Origin of the sequence: Methanolobus tindarius DSM 2278 (assembly GCF_000504205.1) — an archaeon.
GTDB lineage: Archaea > Halobacteriota > Methanosarcinia > Methanosarcinales > Methanosarcinaceae > Methanolobus > Methanolobus tindarius.
Window position 1 is genome coordinate 1,049,450 of record NZ_AZAJ01000001.1, and the last position, 21,865, is coordinate 1,071,314.

The following is a 21,865-nucleotide window of genomic DNA, read 5'->3' on the forward strand; positions in this document are numbered from 1 at the left end:
ATTATGACGGATAATTGTATATACAAACAAACATAGAATAGTTGAAAATTCCGATGATTAAATGCAGGAGACAAAATATTGGACTCTGAACTCCTTGAACAGATTGTCACCAATTTAAAAGACATTAATTCCAAACTTGACAAGCTCATAGTACAGGTTGATAACAGGGACGAACAGATCAGCGAAAAAGAAAGAATCATGGCTGATTCCCTGGACGTTATCACATTGTTGTCCCTTCCCGACCATCTTAGGACAACTGCCACAACATTATTTGAGATTGGACCTGCAACGGCAGATGAGATCTCAAAAATAACAAATAAAGAAAGAGCAGTTGAAAGTAACTATCTTAACCAGCTTGTCAGAATGAACCATGTACGGAAATACAGAGAAGGAAGGAAAGTATATTTCCGTATCAACGATAGCTTAAAGAAAAAATAATATATGATGAGATAGATGCTAATTTCTGCATATATGAAATATTGATATACCCTAATTGAACTAATCAATGAATTAACATGACACTCACATTAGCAATCCATTCTTCCAAAGGCGGTACAGGGAAAACCAGTATTGCAATGAACCTAGCAGTTGCTTTTGCATCTACCGGGAAAAACACGTGTCTTATAGATCTTGATCTTAGAGGACCGTCACTCTGCTCAATGTTTGAGCCTAAAACCCATTTCTGGATTAATGATTTCCTTTCAGGGAAATGCAATATAAATGACACACTTACAGATGTCAAAGGCGAAATGGGAACTGAAGCTCATATGTACCTTAGTTTTTCAAACCCGGATATCAGAGAGATAAGAGATCTGGTAAGTAAAGATCGTGACTGGCAGGCAAGTGCCCTTAAAGCTCTAATGAACGGAAAGAGAGAACTTTCAGAAAAGGATCTTGATGTAATAATATTCGACACCAGTCCGGGAGTGGAATATGAGTCAATTAATGCAGTGGCAGCATCTGATATGGTAATCATAGTACACAATGATACCAATGCCTGTACCAGCTGTACAGAACAGCTTATAAACGGAGTTTATTCCCTTCTTGATAAAAAATGTGGCATTATTGACAACATGTCCCATCGTAATATAATCGACATAATCGATACTAAAAGATACGGAGTCCCTGTTCTTGCAACAATTCCATGTATGTGTGAGATTGCAACCCGAAGCAAGGATGAAATCCTTGTCCATACAGAGCCGGAACATCTGTTCTCAAAGAGCATTTTTTCTATAAAAGAAAAGATCGAAGCAATGAAGTGATTATTACTTCAATACATCTCTATTTTTCATCATTTTTCAGTATATCGAGAACATCATTCTTGATATATTCATCCAGATCACGGGATTTACGGTCATTTATATCGCTTTCAATATCCCCTGATGAAAGCAGAATATCCTTGAAAACAACTATTAACACATATACAAGAAATGCCGGGAAGAATGCAAGAATGGTTCTTTCCACAGGATAAACCAATATGACCGATTTATAAGCACTTGCCGGAAGATCATATAATAGATGATACGATATGCTGCCTGCCATGTGGTCCGTGAGAACCCCGAGCAATGAGGCAAAAAATAAAGAGACAAAGATAAATAGCCTTGAAGTGATGCTTTTTTTAAGAATTAGCCTGTCAAAATACACAAATGCTCCAAGTACAAGCAGGTGATACCAGGGATACAAGTATGCAGTCCTGCCTACATCAAATAAGTACCATATACAAATAAGTCCAAAGAAAATTGCCTTTGCAGCCTTGTGCTCCCTGTTGACAATAAGACCTGAAACTATCGAAGTCATTGCATTAAAGATCAGTGAGAGTAGCGAAAATGTACTCATTGTAAAAAACGTTCCAGCACTTATTTTGTACAATGAAAATCCAGATAGCGTTATGAGGGCACCCCAGAAAGGTCCGAATAACATACCATTAAGTGCACTGAAAGAGACAGTGGAACTTATCTGAACATTGTCGATACCAGCTACTTCCATAAAATCAGGCATGTATATGGAAAAATAGGTTAAAACTATGCCAAATGCAATGTAAACTACTTTTACATCATTTTTTACCCTTAATTTTGGCAACAGTTTAGGATACACGTCTCTTAAAATGGAAGCGTATTTATATAAGCTTTTACATCCAAACAAAACTGAGTAACTAAAAATAGGCCGTTACCTATTTCTTTTTGCAATCAGAAAAAATAGTAAAGAATCAGAGTTGTATATACATCGAAATCACAAATGAACTGTACACATATAATACAAATACACACAAACTTAGTTGTTCACAGACAACAGTAATTTTTTTATCGGGCAACTTAATATTACCACTATTCATCACAAAATATAAAAAAACTATTTTTTAGTAAAATATAAAAAAATAGAAAAATACCATTAAAAAAACAAGCACATACAGTACAAATAAAAAAGATAAGAAGTTATGAGTAACGGTTTTGCACGTAAATCACAGTGTCAAAAAACTAAGTAATTATATTATTAAGCTACTTTATACCATCAATATAACGTTATATCAGCAACCTTTAAATAAAAGTTTGTATATACACTAATTTTTAGAGAGTAAATTTCTCAACTATAAGCAATAAAAATTGCAAAAAAACGCAAAAAAAAAGGAAGGTAAAACATGAAAATCAGAGTTGTAAGTTCAAAGGAAGAGATCAATTCACTTGGCCCAAACGAAGAGATTATTCACCTCGCATTCAGACCATCAAACACGGACATCTTTTCACTTATAATGAAATGTCCAAATGTAAAGGCACTCCACATCCCAAGCTCATATAAGAGAACCATCTCAAACTCCGCAAAAATGTACCTTGAGATGCAGGGAATTGAGCTCCTTGAAGGAGACGTATGGGGACACAGAAAGGACATCAACGAGTACTCTGAAGTTTCACAGAGTGTGTATGACCGTATTGCACAGTACAAGCAGGACGGCCTTTCAGACGAAGACGTAGAAGACAAGATGATCAGGGAAACAAGACTTAGCCCGGATTTTGTCAAGTTCCTCGTAAAACAGGGATAAACACTTACTCACTTCCGGCTAAAGCCGGAAAACTCTTTTCTTTATTACTTTTAATAAACAAACGTACAGCAATTAACTTTTAGCTGTAAGAATTCTCGCCGTAAATCTGGACAAACACTTTTCTGGAACGTGGCCGGTTATCCATATCCACCAGAATAATCTGCTGCCATGTACCAAGAAGCAGCTTACCATCTATTAGTGGAAATGACTCACCCTGCCCGATAAAAGAAGCACGTATGTGAGAATGTCCATTTCCATCATGCCATTTCTCATTATGCTGATATACAATTCCTTCAGGAGCAAGTCTTTCAAGAGCAGCCTTCAGATCATGTACAAGTCCGGGCTCATATTCTATTGTAGTTATAGCAGAAGTCGAGCCAGGAACATAAACAAGAACAATACCATCGCTCAGACCTGATGAGTTCACAATGTCTGAAACCTCAGGTGTTATATCAATAATATCTGCATTTCCTTTTGTATCTATAGTAAAGCTTGCGCTGTAAACTGCCAATTATCAGGCCTCACTGCATTTCATTCAGTTTCAAACCAATGACGGACATAACAAGTATGAACACCACAAGCGACACAATAAATCCGTATTCCTGAGTGATAGAATCCCTCATCATGTGTGAAAGAGCAAACATTATTATCAATAGTATTACTGAACCTATTGAAGATATGATTTCCAGATTTTTCTTAGTCATCATTGCTAATTAAGTAAAGATATACATGAATCTATCGAACAACAGGAAAGTTTCAGTTGGTTTAATGAGATGATACGAATACTTTCACCCTACAGTGCAATCTTAAATATAACATTAAAAATAATATAATTCAAAAAACGTGATCAACCAATGACAGAATTTGAAAGGGAACTTGTCAAGTCATTTAACGCATTCTTCGAAGAAAACAAAATGAAAGGTGTAGCCTACCGCCTGAAACAACACAGGTTCACTTCACAATTTCTGGACGTTCTTGTAGATTCGCTTGACCCTGACCACTACATGGGAATCGAATGCAAAAGCATATCAGTAGATAAAGGTGCAAAGGCGCTTTATTTCACACAGCATTTCACAACAGATAAGAACGGTGTGCACCAGATAGATAGAATATCTGATTTCCTTTTAAAATCCGGAAGGACGGGATTTCTCGCAGTGGAACTTAGAATGGGCGTAGGACGTACACGGGAAGCATATATGATCCCATGGACCGAACTGTGCCGCAGATATCACGATGAAGACACTGCAAAAGTTACAGTTGAAGAGATTCAGGCATATCCCCGGATTGAAAGAGAGAGCAATAAGTACCTGATAGACCCAAAAGGATGGAAGAAACTCAGGTTGGTACAATAAGAGGATAAAAATGTCTGAAACAATGGTAATGATGGCAGATAGAGCCAGGGAATGTGCTGAAGAGATAAGAAAATACGATGAGGTGCAGCTGTTATCACATATCGATGCAGATGGGATTACTTCAGGAGCCATCATTGCAAAAGCCCTCGAAAGAGCAGGCATAGGATATGATATGATGTTTGTCAAGCAGCTTGACGAAACAATTGTAAAAGAGATTGCAGATATCAATCCTGAACTTACCATTTTCACAGACCTTGGAAGCGGTCAACTGGAACACATTGCAAACTACGGAGTTCACGCAATTGTTTCAGACCACCACAGACCACAGGGAGACACAAAATTCCACCTCAATCCCCATCTTTTCGGAGCTAACGGCTCTTATGAAATAAGCGGATCAGGCACCACATTCATACTTGCAACCCAGCTTGGGAATAATCGTGACCTTGCAGACCTTGCCATTGTAGGGTGTGTCGGAGACATGCAATACAGGAAATATGGTAAACTTGTCAGCCTTAACAAAATGATACTGGATGCAAATCCCGAAGTAATAGCATCTGTTACAGATATTTCACTTTTCGGGAAACAGACAAGACCTGTTTACAAAATGTTACAGTTTTCATCAGACCCTTTCATCCCGAGACTTACAGGTAACGAAGATGCATGTATTGATTTTCTGGCAAATGTAGGCCTGCAGTTTGCAAACGATGAAAAGTGGAGAAGATGGATAGATCTTTCCGAGGATGAAAAGAAAAATGTTACATCATCCCTCCTGCAACATGCAATGCAGAGCGGCATGTCTTCCTACAATATTAGCCGGCTTGTCTCAGAAGGCTACATCCTGCTTTCAGAACAGGAAGGCACTGAAATGAGAGATGCAAGTGAGTATTCAACACTACTTAACGCGACCGGAAGATACATGCAGGCTGAAGTTGGAATGCAAGTGTGCATGGGAGACCGGGATGAAGCATATATAGGAGCCCAGGATCTGCTTCATACCCACCGCAAGAATCTTGTTGACGGACTTAATTTTGTAAAGGATAATGGAATCACAAAGCTTTCCCACATGCAGTATTTTGATGCAGGAAGCACAATTCCGGAAACAATAGTAGGAATTGTGGCAGGGATGAGTCATTCTTCTGCAGGTAACCGCAAATTACCGATAATAGCCTTTGCAGACAAAGATGACGGCTATAAAGTTTCAGCAAGGGGAACCCAGGAACTCATAAACAGAGGACTTAACCTTGCAGAAGCATTGAGTATTGTATGCCAGGAACTAGGAGGAGCTGGCGGCGGACATGACATTGCTGCCGGAGCTACAGTACCATTTGGTAAAAAAGAAGAGTTTATCCAGAAACTTAACGCGGCAATCGCCGCCCAGTTAAGCTGAAAGTGCAATTTAAAACTTAAAAGTTAAAAAACTATTTTAAACCACATCAAACAAGATCATTGATGTGGGATAACTTATTGATATCAATAAGAGTGGACATTGCATTTGTCCTGATAGGAATTCCGTGTTCCTGAACAATTGCCATCGGGTTGGTACCGCCTATTACCACGATTCCGAGATGATCGCGTTCAACCGGAACATCAAGTATTCTGGTATTCGGCTCTCCAACCTCAAGAATTCCGTTTATTCCGGCATCCACCATATCAGCCAATGTGCTGTCGATTATATCCCTGGCAACCATGGGAGCCTCACGCAGGTTTGCAAGAATCTTCCCGGAACCGGTTTTAAGCATACTCATTACGGAAGTCAGCTCCTGTGACATGAGAACCTCAAGAGGATCAATGGTAGTGCTCTGGTATGTCAGCACGTTTGTGAAACGAACAGGTTCACCGTCGCGAATCTCCACAAGACCTCCAAAACGTGGTTTTACCATGACACCGGCTTTAAGGAGAAGACCATCGATAGTAATGCTGCACACAGTTGCAAAACCAACCTCATCTTCACCAATCTTCCTGTCACCTATCGAGTCCCCTTCATGGAGAATCTTAAGCAACGGACTTACAGAAAGCCCGCTATTGATGGCCATACTGAATATCTTGAGAACATCATCAAAGTCCTGTTTATCAATAAGTGAAAGGTTCACGATAACATCACCTTCCATTGTTTTAGGATTGAAGGTGGTTCTGAACATCAAGTCTTCTATTTTAGATGATGTGAACTGAATACGCTGGTTCCTCTGCAAAGACATACCTCTACCGTTTTGTGACTGTTTTATCTCTAAGACTAGTAACTGCCAGACATTTATAGTTTCGCATAAGTTTAAAAAAGAGTAGAGATTCAGACAGACGTCATTCTCCCGAATATCTCAGGGTGATCCTGTGGATGCACGAGGAAGTCAAGCTTTTCAATCTCTTTTACCATTACGTACATGTCAGTTCCGCAGAACAGATTGGCTTCTGGATAATCATGTGGTTTCTCATACCTGATCTCAGGCACCGACGGATAATCAGGGTTCTTTATAAAACCATCCTTTAGCAGATAGTAAGCTCCACCTGATAGTTTCTTAATAGGCTCATACAAGGAAGAGAAATCCCTACACACCCAGTTAGCCATTTTCAATGTTTCCTGTGAAGCATTGATGGTAATATGCCCGTAATCCGGCGGCACAAGAACAAGATCACCTGCTGTTGCCTCGCAGACAATCACATCCACAACCTTTCCATTCTCGGCTTTCTGGAGAAGATAAGTTGCCTTGCCTTCAAGAACCTGGTATAGTTCAGCATAAGATATATTGTGACCTTCCACAGCCGGATGATAATGACCTGCTGTTTTAACATACTCGTCACCAAGCATTGCAGGTGGAATTATAGTAACATCATAACGAAGGCTGTTTTCAACTATCTTTTTGTGATCGTTTTCATCTGCTGAAAGATCACGATACATGTAATAAAGTTCAATATTTTCCTGTGAACGCAGCCACTGCTGATCATGTACTACTTCGTCCATGTCATGCAACATCCTGATATCAGGACTATGGCTTTTCCCGTAAAACTCCAGTTCTTTTCCCATATAATCACACTTTATAATTTGCACAAAATTCTTAGAATCAATATTGGAGCCCACAGTATTTATTTTTGCCGCAAATAGGTTAATTAGATTTAATTATTTGTTTAGATGCTGCAGTATTTTCCGGGCAAGGTTTTTGCTTATTCCATCAAGAGATGAAAGCTCCTCAACCGATGACATTCTTATCTTATCGATTGAATCAAAATTCTCAAGCAAGACCTTTTTTCTTGAAGAACCGACTCCGGGAATAGAATCAAGCTCCGAATGCGTAAGACTTGCAGACCGCCTTCTGCGGTGGGAGCTCACCGCAAACCTGTGAGCTTCATCTCGAATGTGCATGAGCAGTTTTAGTGCAGGCGAACTATGAGGGAGAATTATAACCTCATCAGGTCCTTTTTTTGTGGTTATTATATGCTCAAATCTTTTAGCCAGACCTATCATAGGAATATCAAGTCCCAGAGAATCCAGAGAAGATTTTGCAGCACCAACCTGCCCCGGACCTCCGTCTATCAGAATCAAATCGGGCAGTGGTTCTTTATTCTTCAGTAAACGTGAATACCTTCTGTGAACCACTTCAGCCATCATGGCAAAATCATCAATTCCCTTCACGGTTTTGATATTGTGCTGCCTGTATTTGCTGCTTGCAGGTCGACCATTTTCAAAATATACCATTGAACCCACAGCATTTGTTCCTGAGATATTGGAGATATCGAAACCTTCAATATGAAGAGGGAGTGTTTCAAGATGAAGAACATCTTTCAATGCTTCCAGCGCTCCAATGGCAGATTCAGAAGGAGTTGATTTAAGTCCAGCCATTCTCTTTGACATTTCAGCATTTCTTGCAGCCATTTCCACCAGCTTTTTCTTATCCCCACGCTGGGGAACATGAACACGTACGTCTCTTCCGGAACGTTGACAGAGCCATTTTACTATGATTTCACTGTCAGGAAGCTCATACTGCACAAGAATCTCCGGAGGGATTGGCGAATCCTGATAATATTGCTTGACAAACTGGGCCATAGACTCCTCGATACTTTCCGAAGTATTGGCACCCAGTAGTGTAAAATCAGCCTTGCCAACCATGCTTCCCTGACGTACATAAAATACCTGAATGTAGACAGCTTTCTCATCTGAAACTGCTGCAATAACATCACGATCATCGGTACCTGATGTTGCTATCTGCTGTTCGGATATTGATTTTACAGAATCAATCTGGTCCCTGATAATTGCAGCGGACTCATAGTCCTGATTCTCTGCAAAGAAACGCATCTTTTTATCCAGATCCTTCAGAAGACCAGATGTTTCTCCTTTAAGGAGCCTGACAGCTTCCATTACACGTCTGCGATACTCTTCCTTATCCAGGCCTTCCTTACAGGGAGCCATACAACGTTTGATATGATAATTAAGACATGGTCTTGTTTTTCCGGGCTCTATTTTCTTCTTACATTGCCTGAGCATGAAAATACGGGAAATTATGTCAAGGGTTGTGCGTATCGCTTTTGCATTTGTGTAAGGGCCAAAATAAATAGCTCCATCCATAAGCCGCCTTCGTGTCAGGAATATTCGCGGGAATTCTGAATTGATAGTGACCTTGACATAGGGATAGCGTTTGTCATCCTTCAGGCGGACATTGTAACGTGGTTTATACTTTTTTATCAGGTTTGCTTCAAGTACGAGGGCATCAACTTCGGAATCAGTAATAATGTACTCAATGTCATCTATGTGTTTTACAAGAGTGACAGTTTTAGGAGAAAGATTCCTCTTTGACTGGAAATACTGGCGCACTCTTTTATCCAGGGATTTGGCCTTGCCTACATAGATCACATCCCCGGAAACATCTTTCATCAGATACACACCGGGAAGTGCAGGAAGTGTTTTCAGGTCGAACTTCATGCTGAGCTCATTGAGATAGTTATTGAGAGAATTTGTTTTCGATAAAACGAGGGAGTGTCATGTCAATAATAGTCTTAAGATTGACAATATCCTCACGGTTATACTTCAGTAGTAAATCAAGAGATTCTTCATCACCACGTTCATATTGATGCCACAGGCGCACAGCATCAAAACCACTGATACCTACGGTTTCTTCTGCCCTTGAAATACCAAGTTCACATTCTATCGTTTTCAGGCCGCCTGTAAGCTTTATGCGGCGCAGAGGATACATGAGATCTGCGTGAAGCTGGTTGAATTCTATTTCGGGGAATTCACGCTTTATGAAAGGCAGGTCAAACCTTGCTCCGTTAAAGGTAACAAGGAACTCGTATTTCGGAAATATATCCACAATATCATCAAGATCAATTCCTTTTACAAATGTTCTGGCTTCTTTTCCATCATATATCCCTACAACTGTGATAGATGAGCTTCCCGGAGAAAGACCTGTGGTCTCTATATCCACATAAGCCACTTTGTCTGAAAACTCCCTGAAAGCCCTCCAGTGTTCAGAAGTTGGCAGCGATTTTGCAAAAAACTCAAAATTCCTGGCGTCAAGATGATCCCTTGAATCCTGAATCCCTGTCCTTATCATGTCCTTTTTGGCTGGGGGGATCAGAAGGCAATTATGGTTATCCATGAATTCATCCCATGTTTTGATTCCATTAGTCCATATCTTTTTTTCCACGGTTGCACCAATCCGCGGCATGTGAATGTAAGTACTTGTAAGCATGATATCCCCTATCCATTATAACAGAGGGTATTGATAACTATATTTCTCTGATGCAAATACTAAATAAAATAAAGTCCGTAATTATATATGTAGGTTCAATTTCCAATTTGACGAAATAATTTATACCACATATACCACAATCAGACCTTATTTGTACTACAAAGTTAATCAAACCCAGAAGGAGATTTACATGAATAAAGTTGCAGTTATCGGTTCAGGCAATGTAGGTGCCACCACAGTCCAGAGACTTGCAGAACTTAACATCGCAGATGTCGTCATGGTTGACATCGTTGAAGGACTGCCACAGGGAAAAGCACTAGATATACTTCAGGCGGCTCCACTTATGGGTTACGATGTGGATGTAACAGGGACAAATGATTATGCAGACATTGCAGGTTCAGATATAGTCGTAGTTACAGCAGGAATTGCACGAAAGCCCGGAATGGACAGGAGTGACCTGCTGGCTACTAATATTAAAATCACACAGCAGGTCTGTGAAAATATCCAGAAATATGCACCAGATTCAATTATAATGACTGTGACAAATCCTCTTGATATTATTACCTACGCAGCACTTCGCTGCACCCAGTTTGACAGGAACAGGGTTTTTGGAATGAGTGGTCTGCTGGATTCAAGCCGCTTTGCATCCTTCATTGCAAAGGAAATGAACTGTTCTGTGAGAGATATTAATGCCATGGTTCTTGGAGGACATGGAGACTCAATGGTTCCTCTCCCTGAGTATTCAACTGTTTCCGGAATTCCACTGAGTAGGCTCATGGACGGGGAAACTATTAACAGAATAGTTGAAAGAACTGTCAATGCCGGTGCAGAGATTGTGGGGCACCTGAAAAATGGAAGTGCTTTCTATGCACCATCTGCCGCCATCACAATTATGGTGGAAGCTATACTCAATGATACGAAGAAAATTGTCCCTGCATCTGCATTCCTTAATGGTGAATATGGGCAGCATGATATTTGCCTTGGTGTACCTGTAAAACTTGGAAGAAACGGCGTTGAAGAGATAATTGAGCTGGAACTCACCGATGAGGAAACAAGTGCCCTGCAAAAGTCAGCAGAAACAGTTAAAGAAGGAATCGCAACTATCAGGATATAAGGCAATTTTAGGAAAATAAAAGGAAAAATGTTCAAGAAACAGGACATAACACACGAAATTTCCGACTTACATACAAATATTCATATATAAGTAAAATAAAAGAGGGTAGGGATATCATGCGTGCAGACATAACTTCACTTTTTGGATTGAACATTTATACCGAAACAGGTACATATGTAGGTAAAGTCGCTGACCTTGTGTTAGATGTAGACGAGAGATTTGTCAAAGGACTTGCTGTTTCTGACATCAATAGAGATATTTTCGATGTTACTTCAAGAGGAGTTATTATTCCTTACAGGTGGGTTATCACCGCAGGAGATATTGTTCTTGTGAGAAATGTTGTAAACAAGTTCAGAAAAGCCAACAAAGTGGTAGAAGAAGACTGATATGAAAAGGCGAGAGATCTATTCAGATCTGCGTTGCATACCGCCTGTGGTCGTGCGCATTGATGGCAGGAATTTTAAGAATGCGCTGTCACGCATGGGTTTTGAGAAACCTTATGACAAAAGGTTCACATCCGCAATTGTAGAGGCTGTTGAAGCTTTCTTTAAGAAAAGCGGATTGAGCCCTGTTTTTGCTTATACTTTTTCTGATGAAATAAGTTTGTTTTTCAGGGACAATGCCTTTGATGGCAGAATAGAGAAACTGGACTCGATAATTCCATCTTACATCAGCAGTGCTTTTACGATGGCACTTAATCCTGAAGAACCGGTTTCCTTCGATTCAAGGATAATTCCAATGCATGAAGAAGACGTCCGTGAATATCTCGTCTGGAGACAGGATGAAGCCTGGAGAAACTGCATCAATTCCTACGCTTATTACACCCTTATTTCTGAAGGCATGGAAGAACATGAAGCTGCAAAGATGCTTAAGAACAAGGGAGCATCTGATATGCATGAGCTGCTTTTTGAAAGAGGGATCAACATCTCCAAAGTTCCTACGTGGCAAAGGCGTGGAATTCTGATAATGAAAAAGGAGACTGAGATTGAAGGATTCAACCCTCAGCTTAATGTCAAAACTACCAGTACACGGACAAGAGTGTTTACTGAATATGACATTCCTTTATTCTCTTCTGAAGAAGGAGATACTTTTCTTGAAAAACTGCTTGCCAGAACGGCAGATGAGTGAAATAAAGAAAGATAGTACCAATTTAACTTGCATGTAAAATTGAAAAGAGTTAAATAAGTATTACATTTACTATAATACATGAAAATAAGTAAATTAATTTTAATCTCTTTGCTAAGTTTATTCGTATTACTCTGTACCGGGTGTGTGGAAAACACAAATACGAATAATACATCAAACACGAATTTTTCTATGGATTCTAATGTTTCATCTAATTCAACTAATCTGACAAATATACATTCTGTAGAAATTAACGAATCAGCAATTGACGAAAATACGATTGATATTAACTCTACAATAAATACCGACTCAGTTGAAAACTATGATATTGCAATTGCAAACAATGCTTTTGCTTTTGATATGTATTCAATGGTCATAGTTGAAAATGAGCAAAACGTATTCTTTTCCCCATACAGCATTTTCACCGCAGTAGCAATGTGCTATGATGGTGCTGAGAACTCTACAAAAGAACAAATAGCAAATGTGTTCTATTTCCCACTTAACAAGACTGTTTTAGGAATGAGCTCAAAGGACTTAATCAGTGAGATTAATTCGGGAAGCGATGAATATGAACTGGAAACCGCAAATGCATTGTGGGTGCAGAAAGACTTTGATCTAAAGCAACAATACATTTCTAATGCTGTAAATTACTATTCTGGAAAAGTAGCAAAAGTCGATTTTGTAAATCAGCCTGAAAATTCGAGGGTTTTGATAAATGATTGGGTTGAAAGCAAGACAAATGATAAAATAAAAGACTTGATTCCTGATGGTGTAATCAAGCCTAAATACACTCGACTAATCCTCACAAATGCAATTTACTTTAATGGAAAATGGATGGATGAATTTGACAAAGAAAATACCCAGGATAAGTCTTTTTATCCAGCTCAAGATGAAGAAATAAGTGTAGAAACCATGTATGCAAAAAAGTATTTTAGTTATGGTGAAAGCTCAAATGCAAAAATACTAGAATTGCCGTACAAGGGAAACGATCTTTGCATGTACATTGTTCTTCCAAATGAGAATGAAATTCAAGATTTTGAAACTTCTTTTTCACTAAATGATTATAATACATTAAAGTCAAATATGGATTCTAAGTACGAAGTTAGAACATGGCTTCCAAAATTCAAATTTGAAACAAAGACCGAGCTAGCAAATTCCCTCATTAAAATGGGGATGGTAGATGCTTTTGATAGTAGTAATAACTCAACCTTTAGTGGAATCTCTGATGAAAACTTAACAATATCCAATGTAATTCATCAAGCTTTTGTTGATGTTCAGGAACAAGGAACAGAGGCTGCAGCAGCAACGGCAGTTGTGATGTGCGTTGATGAAGCATATGTTGAGCCTGATCCTGTAAGAGATTTCAAAGTAGATCATCCTTTCATGTTTTTCATAGAGGATAAGAGAACTGGATGTATTCTATTTATAGGTAAAGTGGAAAGTCCTGAGTATGAGTAAATGTCGTTGACATTTACTTTTTCATTTTACAACCTCACTCTACGCTCCAGCATTTCCCAACATTCAAGCTTGACCTAAAAGTATCTAATTTTCCAGAAAAGCGCGAAATAAGAAAAAGCATTTAAAGACAGATGTGTTTATAGATTCCACGATTTATAAGGTGAACATATGGATAAACTTGAGCTTATAAAAAGAAATGTACAGGAAATAGTGACTGAGGACGAACTTAAACAACTTCTTGAAACAAAGGAACATCCTACAGCCTATGTCGGATATGAGCCAAGCGGTAAGATCCATATGGGACACGTTCTTACTGTGAACAAGCTTCTTGACCTTCAGAAAGCTGGATTTAAGATTACCGTACTTCTTGCAGATGTGCATGCATACCTCAACAAAAAGGGAACACTTGAAGAGGTGCGTGAGATTGCAGATTACAACAAAAGATGCTTCATTGCACTGGGACTTAACGAAGAGAACACAAGGTTTGTCTATGGTTCAGACTACCAGCTCGGACAGGAATACATCCTTAACGTTCTGAAACTTACCCGCAGCACAACCCTGAACCGGGCAACAAGGAGTATGGATGAAGTCGGAAGGAAAATGGATGACCCGGCAGTATCACAGATGGTCTATCCAATCATGCAGGCAATTGACATCGCAATGCTTGACGTAGACGTTGCAGTTGGGGGAATTGATCAGAGAAAGATCCACATGCTTGGAAGAGAAGGACTTCCAGGACTTGGATTTAAAGCACCGCTGTGTATCCACACACCAATTATTCTGGGACTTGACGGGGAAAAGATGTCCTCATCGAATAACAATTTCATATCCGTAGATGATACTGAAGCTGATTTGAAGAAAAAGCTGAAGAAAGCATTCTGCCCTGCAGAGCAGGTTGAGGATAATCCTGTAATGGAGCTTTTCAAATACCACATATGCCCAAGATATGAAGAGATCGTTTTTGAAAGACCTGAGAAGTTTGGCGGTAACCTCGTATGTAAAGGATATGAGGAACTGGAGAAAGTTTTCGCATCCGGTGAGCTTCATCCGATGGATCTCAAAAACGGTGCTACAAAGTACATGAATATGATACTTGAAGTGGTGAGAAGCGTAATTTAAAATACGCTTCATCCCCTGAGTGGTAATTTATATATTATGTCTGCAAGAATATAAGATTAAAAACAAGACGGGGATTAGGATGAAATATACATTTCAGGACTCTACCGAATTACCTTTACAACGAGATTTTATTCAGGACCTTAACAATTTCATAGAAATGGCGAAAAAGGTCCTACCACTTGAAAATTCTGCAATTGAGCTCAGTGAGGAAGAAACTGAAGAGATATCCTCTCTTGAAGCAAGGATCAGAGAAATAGAGGATTTTAGCAAGGACGTTCAACAATACGTGGATGAGCGTTCAAAGGGTGCAGAGGAAAAAGAAATTCTTGAATGCAGAAACTCAGTTATTGATGCATGCGTTGAAACTGCTGACAAAGGACTCAAGGAACTCAACCTAAAACTGGAACAGATTAAAAGGCAGTCCGAAAGTGGTATCTATAAAATAGAAATGGACCTGCTGAACAATCTGAATCCTCTTTTTGAGTCCGGCATATACGGGGCGAACAAAGCATACTCAGTATCCTCAAAAGACGGAACTCTGAAAGGAACTCTGAAAGCATCTTTTTCAGGAATGGAATATTCCTGCGACCTTGTTTATGCTCACGATATTCTTTCCGTCAGGGAAGTCTATGGCGACTTGTCCCTGCCAACCTGGACCAAAGCAGGTATTTTCTCAAAAGAAAACAAGGTCAAAATGATTGATGTTTCTGATTACACAATTACTTCTATGAACTTTGATGGTGTCGCACACATTGATCTGAGTTTTGAGAACAAGAAAGGTGACCAGAAATTCAAGATTGTTTCTGATAGTGATGCATACCAGATATACCAGGGAGAATTCGAAATAACTGGTGATGAAAAACTGTTACAGTCATTAAACATCGACGACGTTTCAGGCGTTGTAAACGATGTTAAAAAGTACATGGAACTTTTCATCAAACACCAGAAACTTACCCAGATACTTCTTGATGGTCAAGATGCAGTGCGCAATAATGAGGTATTTGACTGCCTGAAACTTATTGCTGAGCAGTACGGTGAAATTGTAAGCGAATCTCTGGAAAAGGGTTATGTCAAGAATGAGATCACAATCAAGATTGAAGCATCTGATGGAACCAGAACCGAGAAATACATAACTAAGGAAGAGGCATTTGACCAGCTCGCAGAACTTGGAAGCGAAGGTCTGGAACTTGCCAGCATCCTTAATGTTGATTAATGCAGCAAATGCTGCAACCTTTTTTTACTTTTAGCTCTATATTTACTTACGCTTGAATTAATATTTAAGCGAATAATGGTAACCAATTTATGAGGGATAGTTTTGGGACGTTCAGTAGCTGAAATCAGGGAGAAATTAGAAAATAAAGAAGCTGTTGTAATGACAGCTCAGGAGATATCCGAACTTGTTGACAAAGGAGAAGACGTTTCCAGCATGGATGTGGACGTTGTTACAACCGCAACAAGAGCCATTATGAGCGGAACTTATGCTGTTCTGTCCTTCCCTGTAAATTCTCCAGTATGTTTCAAAAGAGCATCAAAAGTGCTTCTCAACGGCGTTCCTGCCCATGTTGGACCATGCCCGAATGAAAGTCTTGGAATCGTCGATGCAATAGTATTTGGAACTGCACATTCAGTCCTCAAACACAATTATGGTGCCGGTCATCTTTTCAGGGAACTTGTTGAAGGAAAGGAAGTCAATGTTTCTGTTGTAACAAATGAAGAAGAAACAATCGAAAGCCAGGTTAAACTGGTGGATATGCCTTTTGCCAAACTCTATGCCACAAGACATGCATTCAAGAATTATGCAGCTTTTGTAAATGGTTCCGATAAACCTGTGAACACTATTTTCCATGCAACCCAATTCAGCCCTGACATGCACAGTGCAACGCTTTCCGGTTGTGGAGAGATTAATCCGGTTCAGAATGACCCAAAGATGGAAACAATTGGAATTGGTACACGCGTACTCATGAACGGAGCCGAAGGCTTTGTTATCGGCGAAGGAACACGCAGCAGCCCTGCAAAACCAAATCTCACAGGCGTTGCCGATATGCACAAGATGGACGCAGCCCTAATGGGAGGATTCAAAACATCCGCCGGACCGGAGTGCATAGCATCATGGGCAATTGCTATACCAGTCACTAGCCAGTCTGTACTTGATGCTGCCCTGCAGACAGACAGTGACATTCCAATGGTTGTAAACGATGTCGATAAAAGAGTGATGATTGGTAGCAGTACCTACGCCGATGCATGGAAGAATACTGACCGTGCAATAAATTTCAACCCTGACGCATGCCTTGATTGTGAAGTCTGCAAACCTATCAGAGACTGTCCCATGGAAGCAATTCAGCGCAAAGACGACAGGATGATGCTGAACAGATACCAGTGCTTCAATTGCGGATTCTGCTCAACTGTCTGCCCGGGAGGAGTTTTCACTGCCGAACTTGGAACCCTGCACTTTGAACTGGAAGGACAACACAAGGATGTTCCTATTGTTCTGAGACAGTCAGACCGTAAAAGAGCGGAAGAACTGGCAGAAAAATTAAAAGAAAAGATATTGAGCGGAGAATTCAAGCTCAATGAGATGGTTGAGAGGATATATCCGCAATAAACTTGGTATTTAGAACTTTAATTGGATGTCTTCTTTGAAAATAATGAATTTTCCATCTTCACTTTTTTCAGCATACCCTTCTTTTATAAGTATGGGGCCTACATAAGCGGCAAGTGGTATTCTTCGCACATTGTCTCGTAACCAAGCACCTAAACTTCCATCGGGAACAAAATCTCTGGAATCAGGGAGTCCAATAGTCACTGTTTTTCCACGGAATTTGCGCAATAAATCATAATATTGCAATGAAGATATTGTTATTTCTTCATTTCCCACTTCTATTTTGGTTCCCTTTTCAATTGAGCCATAACAAGCAAAAGGCAAATGCTCTCCCCATTTTCCAATTTGGTTTTCTTTAGGTGGAACCGTTCTTAGCTTATTAATATCTTCTTTTTTTTGCTGGTCAATTTCATCTTTGGTATAACATATTGTTTTTATTTTGGCCCTTCCATCCGCAATTCTATCAATATTTGAATTGATTTTATCCAATGACTTTGCAATTTCATAAATGGGGGATTCGCCTGCTGAGATAAGTCCTTCTAATTCAGAGAAATTTATAGAGTATGGTGAAGAATACCTAGTTCCAGAAGCATTGCTATATGTTGCAGTGATTTGTATTTTCGTTTTGAGGGTATCGTTATAATTTTTTTGATAAGCACTCGCCATGAAAAACTTTATTTTCTGATTAGGAGCGAAATACTGTAACCCATTTTTAAAAAATCCGATATCTGATAATTTGTGTCCTGCTATTATATCAAAATCAGAAGAAATATCGAATTTGACATCGTAAGCCGGCCCCAATCCTATGTTTTGCACAATCATATCGATAAGACCGAATTTCTCTTCTCTTGGCTGGATACTTATTGAAATATGTGGTTCAGTCTGCACCTTTCTCATTTTAATTGTTTCAGAAACCAACTTCCAAGTTAAAATTGCATAAACAACAGTTGTTAGAGCAACCACAGCAGTGAATAAGAGTGTCAATAGGCTATCATGTCCATTTGTCCACAATAACAGTCCTTGAACTGTTGAATTTACTGTTGCTGCCATATTAACAAAGATTATTTGCAAGAAGATATACTTTTTTGGTGGAGATGACTACATATGATGTGACCGTGTCATCAGCAGTGAATAATTCCCAAAGAATTCCTTAGAATGATTTGAAGTTTATAATGAAATTATATTAGTGACTTGATTTCTCCATAAACCGCTCAATAATTCTTTCAGGTGTCATTTCAATTACCGGTGCATCCGTATTTCCCGGCTCTGCTTTTGCAACAATGATACCTTTATCTGTGCTTTTCAGCACATTCCTGAGTTCGTCGGGAGTAGAGACTTCAAAAACATCCCTGTTTCCTGCACCTCTTGCAACTGCTGCAAGATTAGTAACAACTGAAGTAGCAGTGGGCTGGTTTCCTGTTGAACCGTAAGCGCCGTTATCAACTATTACCAGCAGGTAATTTTCAGGACTCTGTGTAGCTATGGTTGCAAGGGTTCCCATATTCATGAGAATGGAACCATCGCCATCTATTGCAACAACCTTTTTGTCAGGGCGTGCAAGAGCAAGTCCAAGACCAATTGAAGAAGCAAGTCCCATGGAACCAAGCATGTAGAAATTTGTCGGAACATCACACACATGATGGATCTCTTTACATGGGATTCCGATATTGCCTATGAGCAGAGCACCGCTTTCCTTTACTTTTGCCGCAATCTCATTGATAGTATCTATGCGTTTCATGCCTGCTTCCTCCAGAATGGTATTGGTAAAAGTACCGCAACTGGTGTTTTCTGCTCTGCTGCTGTGTTCCATGCTCTAACAATGAGGTCTGCAGGGTCAACATCCTTCTCCGGCATGAAATATGGGATTTCCATTGTATCAAGCAACTTTGAAGTGAGTTCGCCCATTGGAACCTGAGCTACAATAGGTTCACCTTCAACGCCCCTGTGGCTCATTATCATCAAAAGCGGGATGTTGTAAAGTTGATTCAGTGAAGCAAGAGCATTGATTGAATTCCCAAGTCCGGAATTCTGCATGAGCATTGCAGTTTTTTTCCCACCCATATAGGCTCCGGCACAGATTCCCACGCCTTCTTCCTCACGGGTTACCGGAAGATGGAGAATTCCGGGAGATTCATCAACCATTGGAATCAGTTCCTTGAGATTGGCGCAGGGAACACTAACAATAAAATCAATTCCTGCATCCTTTATGCCTTTGAATACAGATTCAGATGGAGTGAGAACTTCTGGGGAAACTGTCATGACATCACCAAATTATACTATACTTTACCATACTTTAAGATCAATAGCTTCAATACGCACGTTCTTTCCTTCAACTCCAACAACCATGCCGGAGTGAACTTTCTGCATCATGCAGTATTCAGGTACGAAACGTACTGTCTGGCCGACTTTGGGGATATTGCCCTTTGCAACTTTGCCATCAAAGGCAAGTATCATACATAGACCAACATCCTTGAACTTGAAATCGTCATTTCCAAGCCTGTGAAGCGGCCCTACCATGTGAACTGTATATATTCCCGGTACTTTGTCAATGACTTTTGCAAAGTGAGTCACAGGACATCCCAGTGGCCTGTAACGAAGTATGTCTCCAACTTCTATTTCAATAGAACCGTCAAATGGGTGGATATCTTCCCTGCATGAACATTCATCCCGCAGAGGTGCAAGTGTGAAATCTGCCTCCAGGCCATCGATAATTCCGACTATCTTTTCGGCCATTGGAATCTCATTTCCAAGGAGGACGAGGATCTTATCCACATTGTCCCTGAAATTGTCACGGGCTAGAAATGGACATTTATTCAGATCTTCAGCATTTTTGCTCTCAGCTAGTTCTGCTGCAAAATCCCTGCACTGACGGAAACCACAGCTTCCACAGTTGTAACCGGGAAGCAGTTTTTCAATTTCACTCAAGGGTTATTCCCCCTTGTATTCCATGAAACCATCAAGGTTTCTCAGGACTCCCATGTGATGCTTTCTTGCAACTCTTGTTTCACCGGTACAGAGAGAGCAAATTGCAAGTGGCGGGTTGTAACGCAGGAGCATATTGTCAACAGCATCGGGTCCAGAGCGGATAAGTTCTGCAAGTTCGAATGCACCTTTGCCGGTCAGTCCGTTTGCTTCAACGATGTTACATCCGGGATTAACCTCAAGTACACGTTCCCTGAAAACCTCACGCTCTGCCTGTGAAACAAGGTCGCCTTTTGTCATGACAACTATGTCAGCAGTTGTAAGTAATGGTCCAACTTTCAGAGGAGTATTAGGACCTGTTGTAACGTCAATTACACATACAGCAAGACATTCATCAGGATATGGAGCACAGCGCAGGCAAAGTCCTGCTGTTTCACTTAACAGGACATCAGCACCTTCTGCTTCTGCCCACCTGAGCATTTCCTCGGTATTATAAATAGTAAAATGATCAGGACACATGTCCTTGGCGAGTCCTACATGCACAGGGATGTCAAGCCTCTTGAAACGCTGGTCATCATCAGTCCAGAGACAGTCTACCTTGACAACCGCAGGACGTTTCTCATTCCTCATGAGAGCTTTGATGGTGTGCAAGAGAACAGAGGTTTTTCCTGAACCAGGTGTGCCTGCAAGTACTACCAGTTTCATGCAACCTGCTCCACAATATCGCCGCGCCTGATGGTTTCTCTCAGGGACATGAGCCAGTTATCAACTTCGCTAATCTTGCAGCAGACATCCTGCTCTTCCTGGCTTGTGGTGATAATATCAACCATTCCGCCGTTCCTTATGACAATTCTGCGTGAGGACATAAGTGCAAGTACAGGATCGTGTGTAACAACAACAACGATCTTACCCTCGCCTGCAAGCAACTGGAGAGCTTCCTGTTTCTTAATACCTGCATTCTCAACTTCATCAATAAGAACCACAGGTGAATCACTTATTACCGCAATATCTGCTGTCATGAGTGACCTGGACTGCCCACCGCTAAGAGCTGTGAGGTGGTGGTGTGGAGCAATTGGCTCACCTGTAAGTGTGTTAGCAAGTTCAATAACCCTTGAGACAAGGCTTTCGTCCTTACCCCTGCTGCGTGCGTGCATTTGCAGAAATTCTTCAACGGTCATGTCTGCAAGGAAATGCATATTCTGGGAGAGCTGGGCAACAAGTTTCTTGCGTGGGTCAACACGTATGTTTGCATCAGGTTTTTCACCGTTGACAAGAATTGTCCTGCCTGTTGGGGTGTCACCCTGGGCAAGCTGCTCGATATCATCAATAAGCGTACTTTTTCCGGAACCTGTCGGACCTACAATTCCCACAATTTCACCGCGGGAAATTTCCACTGATCTTATAGGCTCGTCAGCTCCATCCTTGTTGACACCGCCTAAAATGGTAAGGTTGATTATTTCACTCATT

Annotated in this window: 25 protein-coding genes; 12 read left to right on the forward strand and 13 right to left on the reverse strand. The window is 40.3% G+C overall.

Annotated features, from left to right (window positions below; genetic code table 11):
• Positions 1-78: 78 nt before the first annotated feature.
• Together METTI_RS05035 and METTI_RS05040 are read left to right on the forward strand one after the other, a co-directional pair.
• On the forward strand, positions 79-438 hold the full coding sequence (locus tag METTI_RS05035; protein ID WP_023844744.1) for a helix-turn-helix domain-containing protein: 360 nt from the start codon (positions 79-81) through the stop codon (positions 436-438).
• A gap of 77 nt (positions 439-515) precedes the next feature.
• Complete coding sequence (locus METTI_RS05040; protein ID WP_023844745.1) at positions 516-1,262, forward strand: MinD/ParA family ATP-binding protein; 747 nt, start codon at positions 516-518, stop codon at positions 1,260-1,262.
• Between the two features lie 19 nt (positions 1,263-1,281).
• Here the strand turns inward: METTI_RS05040 and METTI_RS05045 are convergent, their stop codons facing one another.
• The gene (locus METTI_RS05045) at positions 1,282-1,998 is read right to left on the reverse strand and encodes a hypothetical protein (protein WP_169729101.1); all 717 of its coding nucleotides are present in this window, start codon (positions 1,996-1,998) and stop codon (positions 1,282-1,284) included.
• Between the two features lie 637 nt (positions 1,999-2,635).
• Between METTI_RS05045 and METTI_RS05050 the strand changes: the two genes are divergently transcribed.
• On the forward strand, positions 2,636-3,034 hold the full coding sequence (locus METTI_RS05050) for a DUF1699 family protein (protein WP_023844747.1): 399 nt from the start codon (positions 2,636-2,638) through the stop codon (positions 3,032-3,034).
• A 79-nt stretch (positions 3,035-3,113) separates the two neighbouring features.
• On the opposite strand, the gene METTI_RS05055 is transcribed toward METTI_RS05050, so the two are convergent.
• The gene (locus METTI_RS05055) at positions 3,114-3,545 is read right to left on the reverse strand and encodes a secondary thiamine-phosphate synthase enzyme YjbQ (protein ID WP_023844748.1); all 432 of its coding nucleotides are present in this window, start codon (positions 3,543-3,545) and stop codon (positions 3,114-3,116) included.
• 10 nt (positions 3,546-3,555) lie between these two features.
• The gene (locus METTI_RS05060) at positions 3,556-3,738 is read right to left on the reverse strand and encodes a hypothetical protein (protein WP_048135170.1); all 183 of its coding nucleotides are present in this window, start codon (positions 3,736-3,738) and stop codon (positions 3,556-3,558) included.
• A gap of 150 nt (positions 3,739-3,888) precedes the next feature.
• On the opposite strand from METTI_RS05060, the gene METTI_RS05065 reads away from it, so the two are divergent.
• Positions 3,889-4,386, forward strand: a complete 498-nt coding sequence (locus METTI_RS05065) for a hypothetical protein (RefSeq protein ID WP_023844750.1) — start codon at positions 3,889-3,891, stop codon at positions 4,384-4,386.
• A gap of 10 nt (positions 4,387-4,396) precedes the next feature.
• A complete protein-coding gene (locus tag METTI_RS05070; protein ID WP_023844751.1) occupies positions 4,397-5,773 on the forward strand; it encodes a single-stranded-DNA-specific exonuclease RecJ in 1,377 nt (458 codons plus the stop codon).
• Positions 5,774-5,819: 46 nt separating this feature from the next.
• On the opposite strand, the gene METTI_RS05075 is transcribed toward METTI_RS05070, so the two are convergent.
• The 4 genes from METTI_RS05075 to METTI_RS05090 form a co-directional block, all read right to left on the reverse strand.
• Positions 5,820-6,575 carry a DUF128 domain-containing protein gene (locus METTI_RS05075; protein ID WP_023844752.1) on the reverse strand — a complete coding sequence of 252 codons (756 nt, stop codon included), beginning with the start codon at positions 6,573-6,575 and terminating at the stop codon, positions 5,820-5,822.
• 95 nt (positions 6,576-6,670) lie between these two features.
• Positions 6,671-7,402, reverse strand: a complete 732-nt coding sequence (locus METTI_RS05080; RefSeq protein WP_023844753.1) for a glucose-6-phosphate isomerase family protein — start codon at positions 7,400-7,402, stop codon at positions 6,671-6,673.
• Positions 7,403-7,495: 93 nt separating this feature from the next.
• Positions 7,496-9,292, reverse strand: coding sequence for an excinuclease ABC subunit UvrC (gene uvrC / locus METTI_RS05085; protein ID WP_023844754.1), 1,797 nt, complete (start codon positions 9,290-9,292; stop codon positions 7,496-7,498).
• Positions 9,293-9,311: 19 nt separating this feature from the next.
• Positions 9,312-10,061 (reverse strand): ribonuclease H-like domain-containing protein, encoded by a 750-nt coding sequence (locus METTI_RS05090; RefSeq protein ID WP_023844755.1) that lies wholly within the window; start codon positions 10,059-10,061, stop codon positions 9,312-9,314.
• A 190-nt stretch (positions 10,062-10,251) separates the two neighbouring features.
• Here METTI_RS05090 and mdh point away from each other — a divergent pair, with 190 nt between their 5' ends.
• The 7 genes from mdh (at position 10,252) to METTI_RS05125 (ending at position 17,479) form a co-directional block, all read left to right on the forward strand.
• The gene (gene mdh / locus METTI_RS05095; protein WP_023844756.1) at positions 10,252-11,175 is read left to right on the forward strand and encodes a malate dehydrogenase; all 924 of its coding nucleotides are present in this window, start codon (positions 10,252-10,254) and stop codon (positions 11,173-11,175) included.
• A gap of 116 nt (positions 11,176-11,291) precedes the next feature.
• Entirely contained in the window at positions 11,292-11,561 is a 270-nt protein-coding gene (locus METTI_RS05100) for a PRC-barrel domain-containing protein (protein WP_023844757.1), read from the forward strand.
• A 1-nt stretch (position 11,562) separates the two neighbouring features.
• On the forward strand, positions 11,563-12,303 hold the full coding sequence (locus METTI_RS05105) for a tRNA(His) guanylyltransferase Thg1 family protein (protein WP_023844758.1): 741 nt from the start codon (positions 11,563-11,565) through the stop codon (positions 12,301-12,303).
• A 78-nt stretch (positions 12,304-12,381) separates the two neighbouring features.
• Entirely contained in the window at positions 12,382-13,758 is a 1,377-nt protein-coding gene (locus tag METTI_RS05110) for a serpin family protein (RefSeq protein ID WP_023844759.1), read from the forward strand.
• Positions 13,759-13,926: 168 nt separating this feature from the next.
• The gene (locus tag METTI_RS05115) at positions 13,927-14,877 is read left to right on the forward strand and encodes a tyrosine--tRNA ligase (protein WP_023844760.1); all 951 of its coding nucleotides are present in this window, start codon (positions 13,927-13,929) and stop codon (positions 14,875-14,877) included.
• 79 nt (positions 14,878-14,956) lie between these two features.
• Positions 14,957-16,090, forward strand: a complete 1,134-nt coding sequence (locus tag METTI_RS05120; RefSeq protein WP_023844761.1) for a hypothetical protein — start codon at positions 14,957-14,959, stop codon at positions 16,088-16,090.
• 102 nt (positions 16,091-16,192) lie between these two features.
• On the forward strand, positions 16,193-17,479 hold the full coding sequence (locus METTI_RS05125; protein WP_023844762.1) for a methanogenesis marker 16 metalloprotein: 1,287 nt from the start codon (positions 16,193-16,195) through the stop codon (positions 17,477-17,479).
• Positions 17,480-17,488: 9 nt separating this feature from the next.
• On the opposite strand, the gene METTI_RS05130 is transcribed toward METTI_RS05125, so the two are convergent.
• The 6 genes from METTI_RS05130 to METTI_RS05155 form a co-directional block, all read right to left on the reverse strand.
• Positions 17,489-18,526 (reverse strand): hypothetical protein, encoded by a 1,038-nt coding sequence (locus tag METTI_RS05130; protein WP_023844763.1) that lies wholly within the window; start codon positions 18,524-18,526, stop codon positions 17,489-17,491.
• Positions 18,527-18,659: 133 nt separating this feature from the next.
• Positions 18,660-19,214 carry a sulfopyruvate decarboxylase subunit beta gene (gene comE, locus METTI_RS05135; protein WP_023844764.1) on the reverse strand — a complete coding sequence of 185 codons (555 nt, stop codon included), beginning with the start codon at positions 19,212-19,214 and terminating at the stop codon, positions 18,660-18,662.
• Entirely contained in the window at positions 19,211-19,735 is a 525-nt protein-coding gene (comD, locus tag METTI_RS05140; RefSeq protein ID WP_023844765.1) for a sulfopyruvate decarboxylase subunit alpha, read from the reverse strand. The genes comE and comD overlap by 4 nt, the downstream gene beginning before the upstream one ends.
• A gap of 24 nt (positions 19,736-19,759) precedes the next feature.
• Positions 19,760-20,401 (reverse strand): (Fe-S)-binding protein, encoded by a 642-nt coding sequence (locus METTI_RS05145; RefSeq protein WP_023844766.1) that lies wholly within the window; start codon positions 20,399-20,401, stop codon positions 19,760-19,762.
• Between the two features lie 3 nt (positions 20,402-20,404).
• Positions 20,405-21,103, reverse strand: coding sequence for a GTP-binding protein (locus METTI_RS05150; RefSeq protein WP_023844767.1), 699 nt, complete (start codon positions 21,101-21,103; stop codon positions 20,405-20,407).
• A complete protein-coding gene (locus METTI_RS05155; RefSeq protein ID WP_023844768.1) occupies positions 21,100-21,864 on the reverse strand; it encodes an ATP-binding cassette domain-containing protein in 765 nt (254 codons plus the stop codon). The genes METTI_RS05150 and METTI_RS05155 overlap by 4 nt, the downstream gene beginning before the upstream one ends.
• Position 21,865 lies beyond the last annotated feature (1 nt).

Coding starts and splice junctions, on each gene's coding strand:
- METTI_RS05040 (WP_023844745.1), top strand. CDS start 516: ATGACACTCACATTAGCAATCCATTCTTCCAAAGGCGGTACAGGGAAA.
- METTI_RS05045 (WP_169729101.1), bottom strand. CDS start 1,998: ATGCCTGATTTTATGGAAGTAGCTGGTATCGACAATGTTCAGATAAGT.
- METTI_RS05050 (WP_023844747.1), top strand. CDS start 2,636: ATGAAAATCAGAGTTGTAAGTTCAAAGGAAGAGATCAATTCACTTGGC.
- METTI_RS05060 (WP_048135170.1), bottom strand. CDS start 3,738: ATGACTAAGAAAAATCTGGAAATCATATCTTCAATAGGTTCAGTAATA.
- METTI_RS05065 (WP_023844750.1), top strand. CDS start 3,889: ATGACAGAATTTGAAAGGGAACTTGTCAAGTCATTTAACGCATTCTTC.
- METTI_RS05070 (WP_023844751.1), top strand. CDS start 4,397: ATGTCTGAAACAATGGTAATGATGGCAGATAGAGCCAGGGAATGTGCT.
- METTI_RS05080 (WP_023844753.1), bottom strand. CDS start 7,402: ATGGGAAAAGAACTGGAGTTTTACGGGAAAAGCCATAGTCCTGATATC.
- uvrC (WP_023844754.1), bottom strand. CDS start 9,292: ATGAAGTTCGACCTGAAAACACTTCCTGCACTTCCCGGTGTGTATCTG.
- METTI_RS05090 (WP_023844755.1), bottom strand. CDS start 10,061: ATGCTTACAAGTACTTACATTCACATGCCGCGGATTGGTGCAACCGTG.
- mdh (WP_023844756.1), top strand. CDS start 10,252: ATGAATAAAGTTGCAGTTATCGGTTCAGGCAATGTAGGTGCCACCACA.
- METTI_RS05100 (WP_023844757.1), top strand. CDS start 11,292: ATGCGTGCAGACATAACTTCACTTTTTGGATTGAACATTTATACCGAA.
- METTI_RS05105 (WP_023844758.1), top strand. CDS start 11,563: ATGAAAAGGCGAGAGATCTATTCAGATCTGCGTTGCATACCGCCTGTG.
- METTI_RS05110 (WP_023844759.1), top strand. CDS start 12,382: ATGAAAATAAGTAAATTAATTTTAATCTCTTTGCTAAGTTTATTCGTA.
- METTI_RS05115 (WP_023844760.1), top strand. CDS start 13,927: ATGGATAAACTTGAGCTTATAAAAAGAAATGTACAGGAAATAGTGACT.
- METTI_RS05120 (WP_023844761.1), top strand. CDS start 14,957: ATGAAATATACATTTCAGGACTCTACCGAATTACCTTTACAACGAGAT.
- METTI_RS05130 (WP_023844763.1), bottom strand. CDS start 18,526: ATGGCAGCAACAGTAAATTCAACAGTTCAAGGACTGTTATTGTGGACA.
- comE (WP_023844764.1), bottom strand. CDS start 19,214: ATGAAACGCATAGATACTATCAATGAGATTGCGGCAAAAGTAAAGGAA.
- comD (WP_023844765.1), bottom strand. CDS start 19,735: ATGACAGTTTCCCCAGAAGTTCTCACTCCATCTGAATCTGTATTCAAA.
- METTI_RS05150 (WP_023844767.1), bottom strand. CDS start 21,103: ATGAAACTGGTAGTACTTGCAGGCACACCTGGTTCAGGAAAAACCTCT.
- METTI_RS05155 (WP_023844768.1), bottom strand. CDS start 21,864: ATGAGTGAAATAATCAACCTTACCATTTTAGGCGGTGTCAACAAGGAT.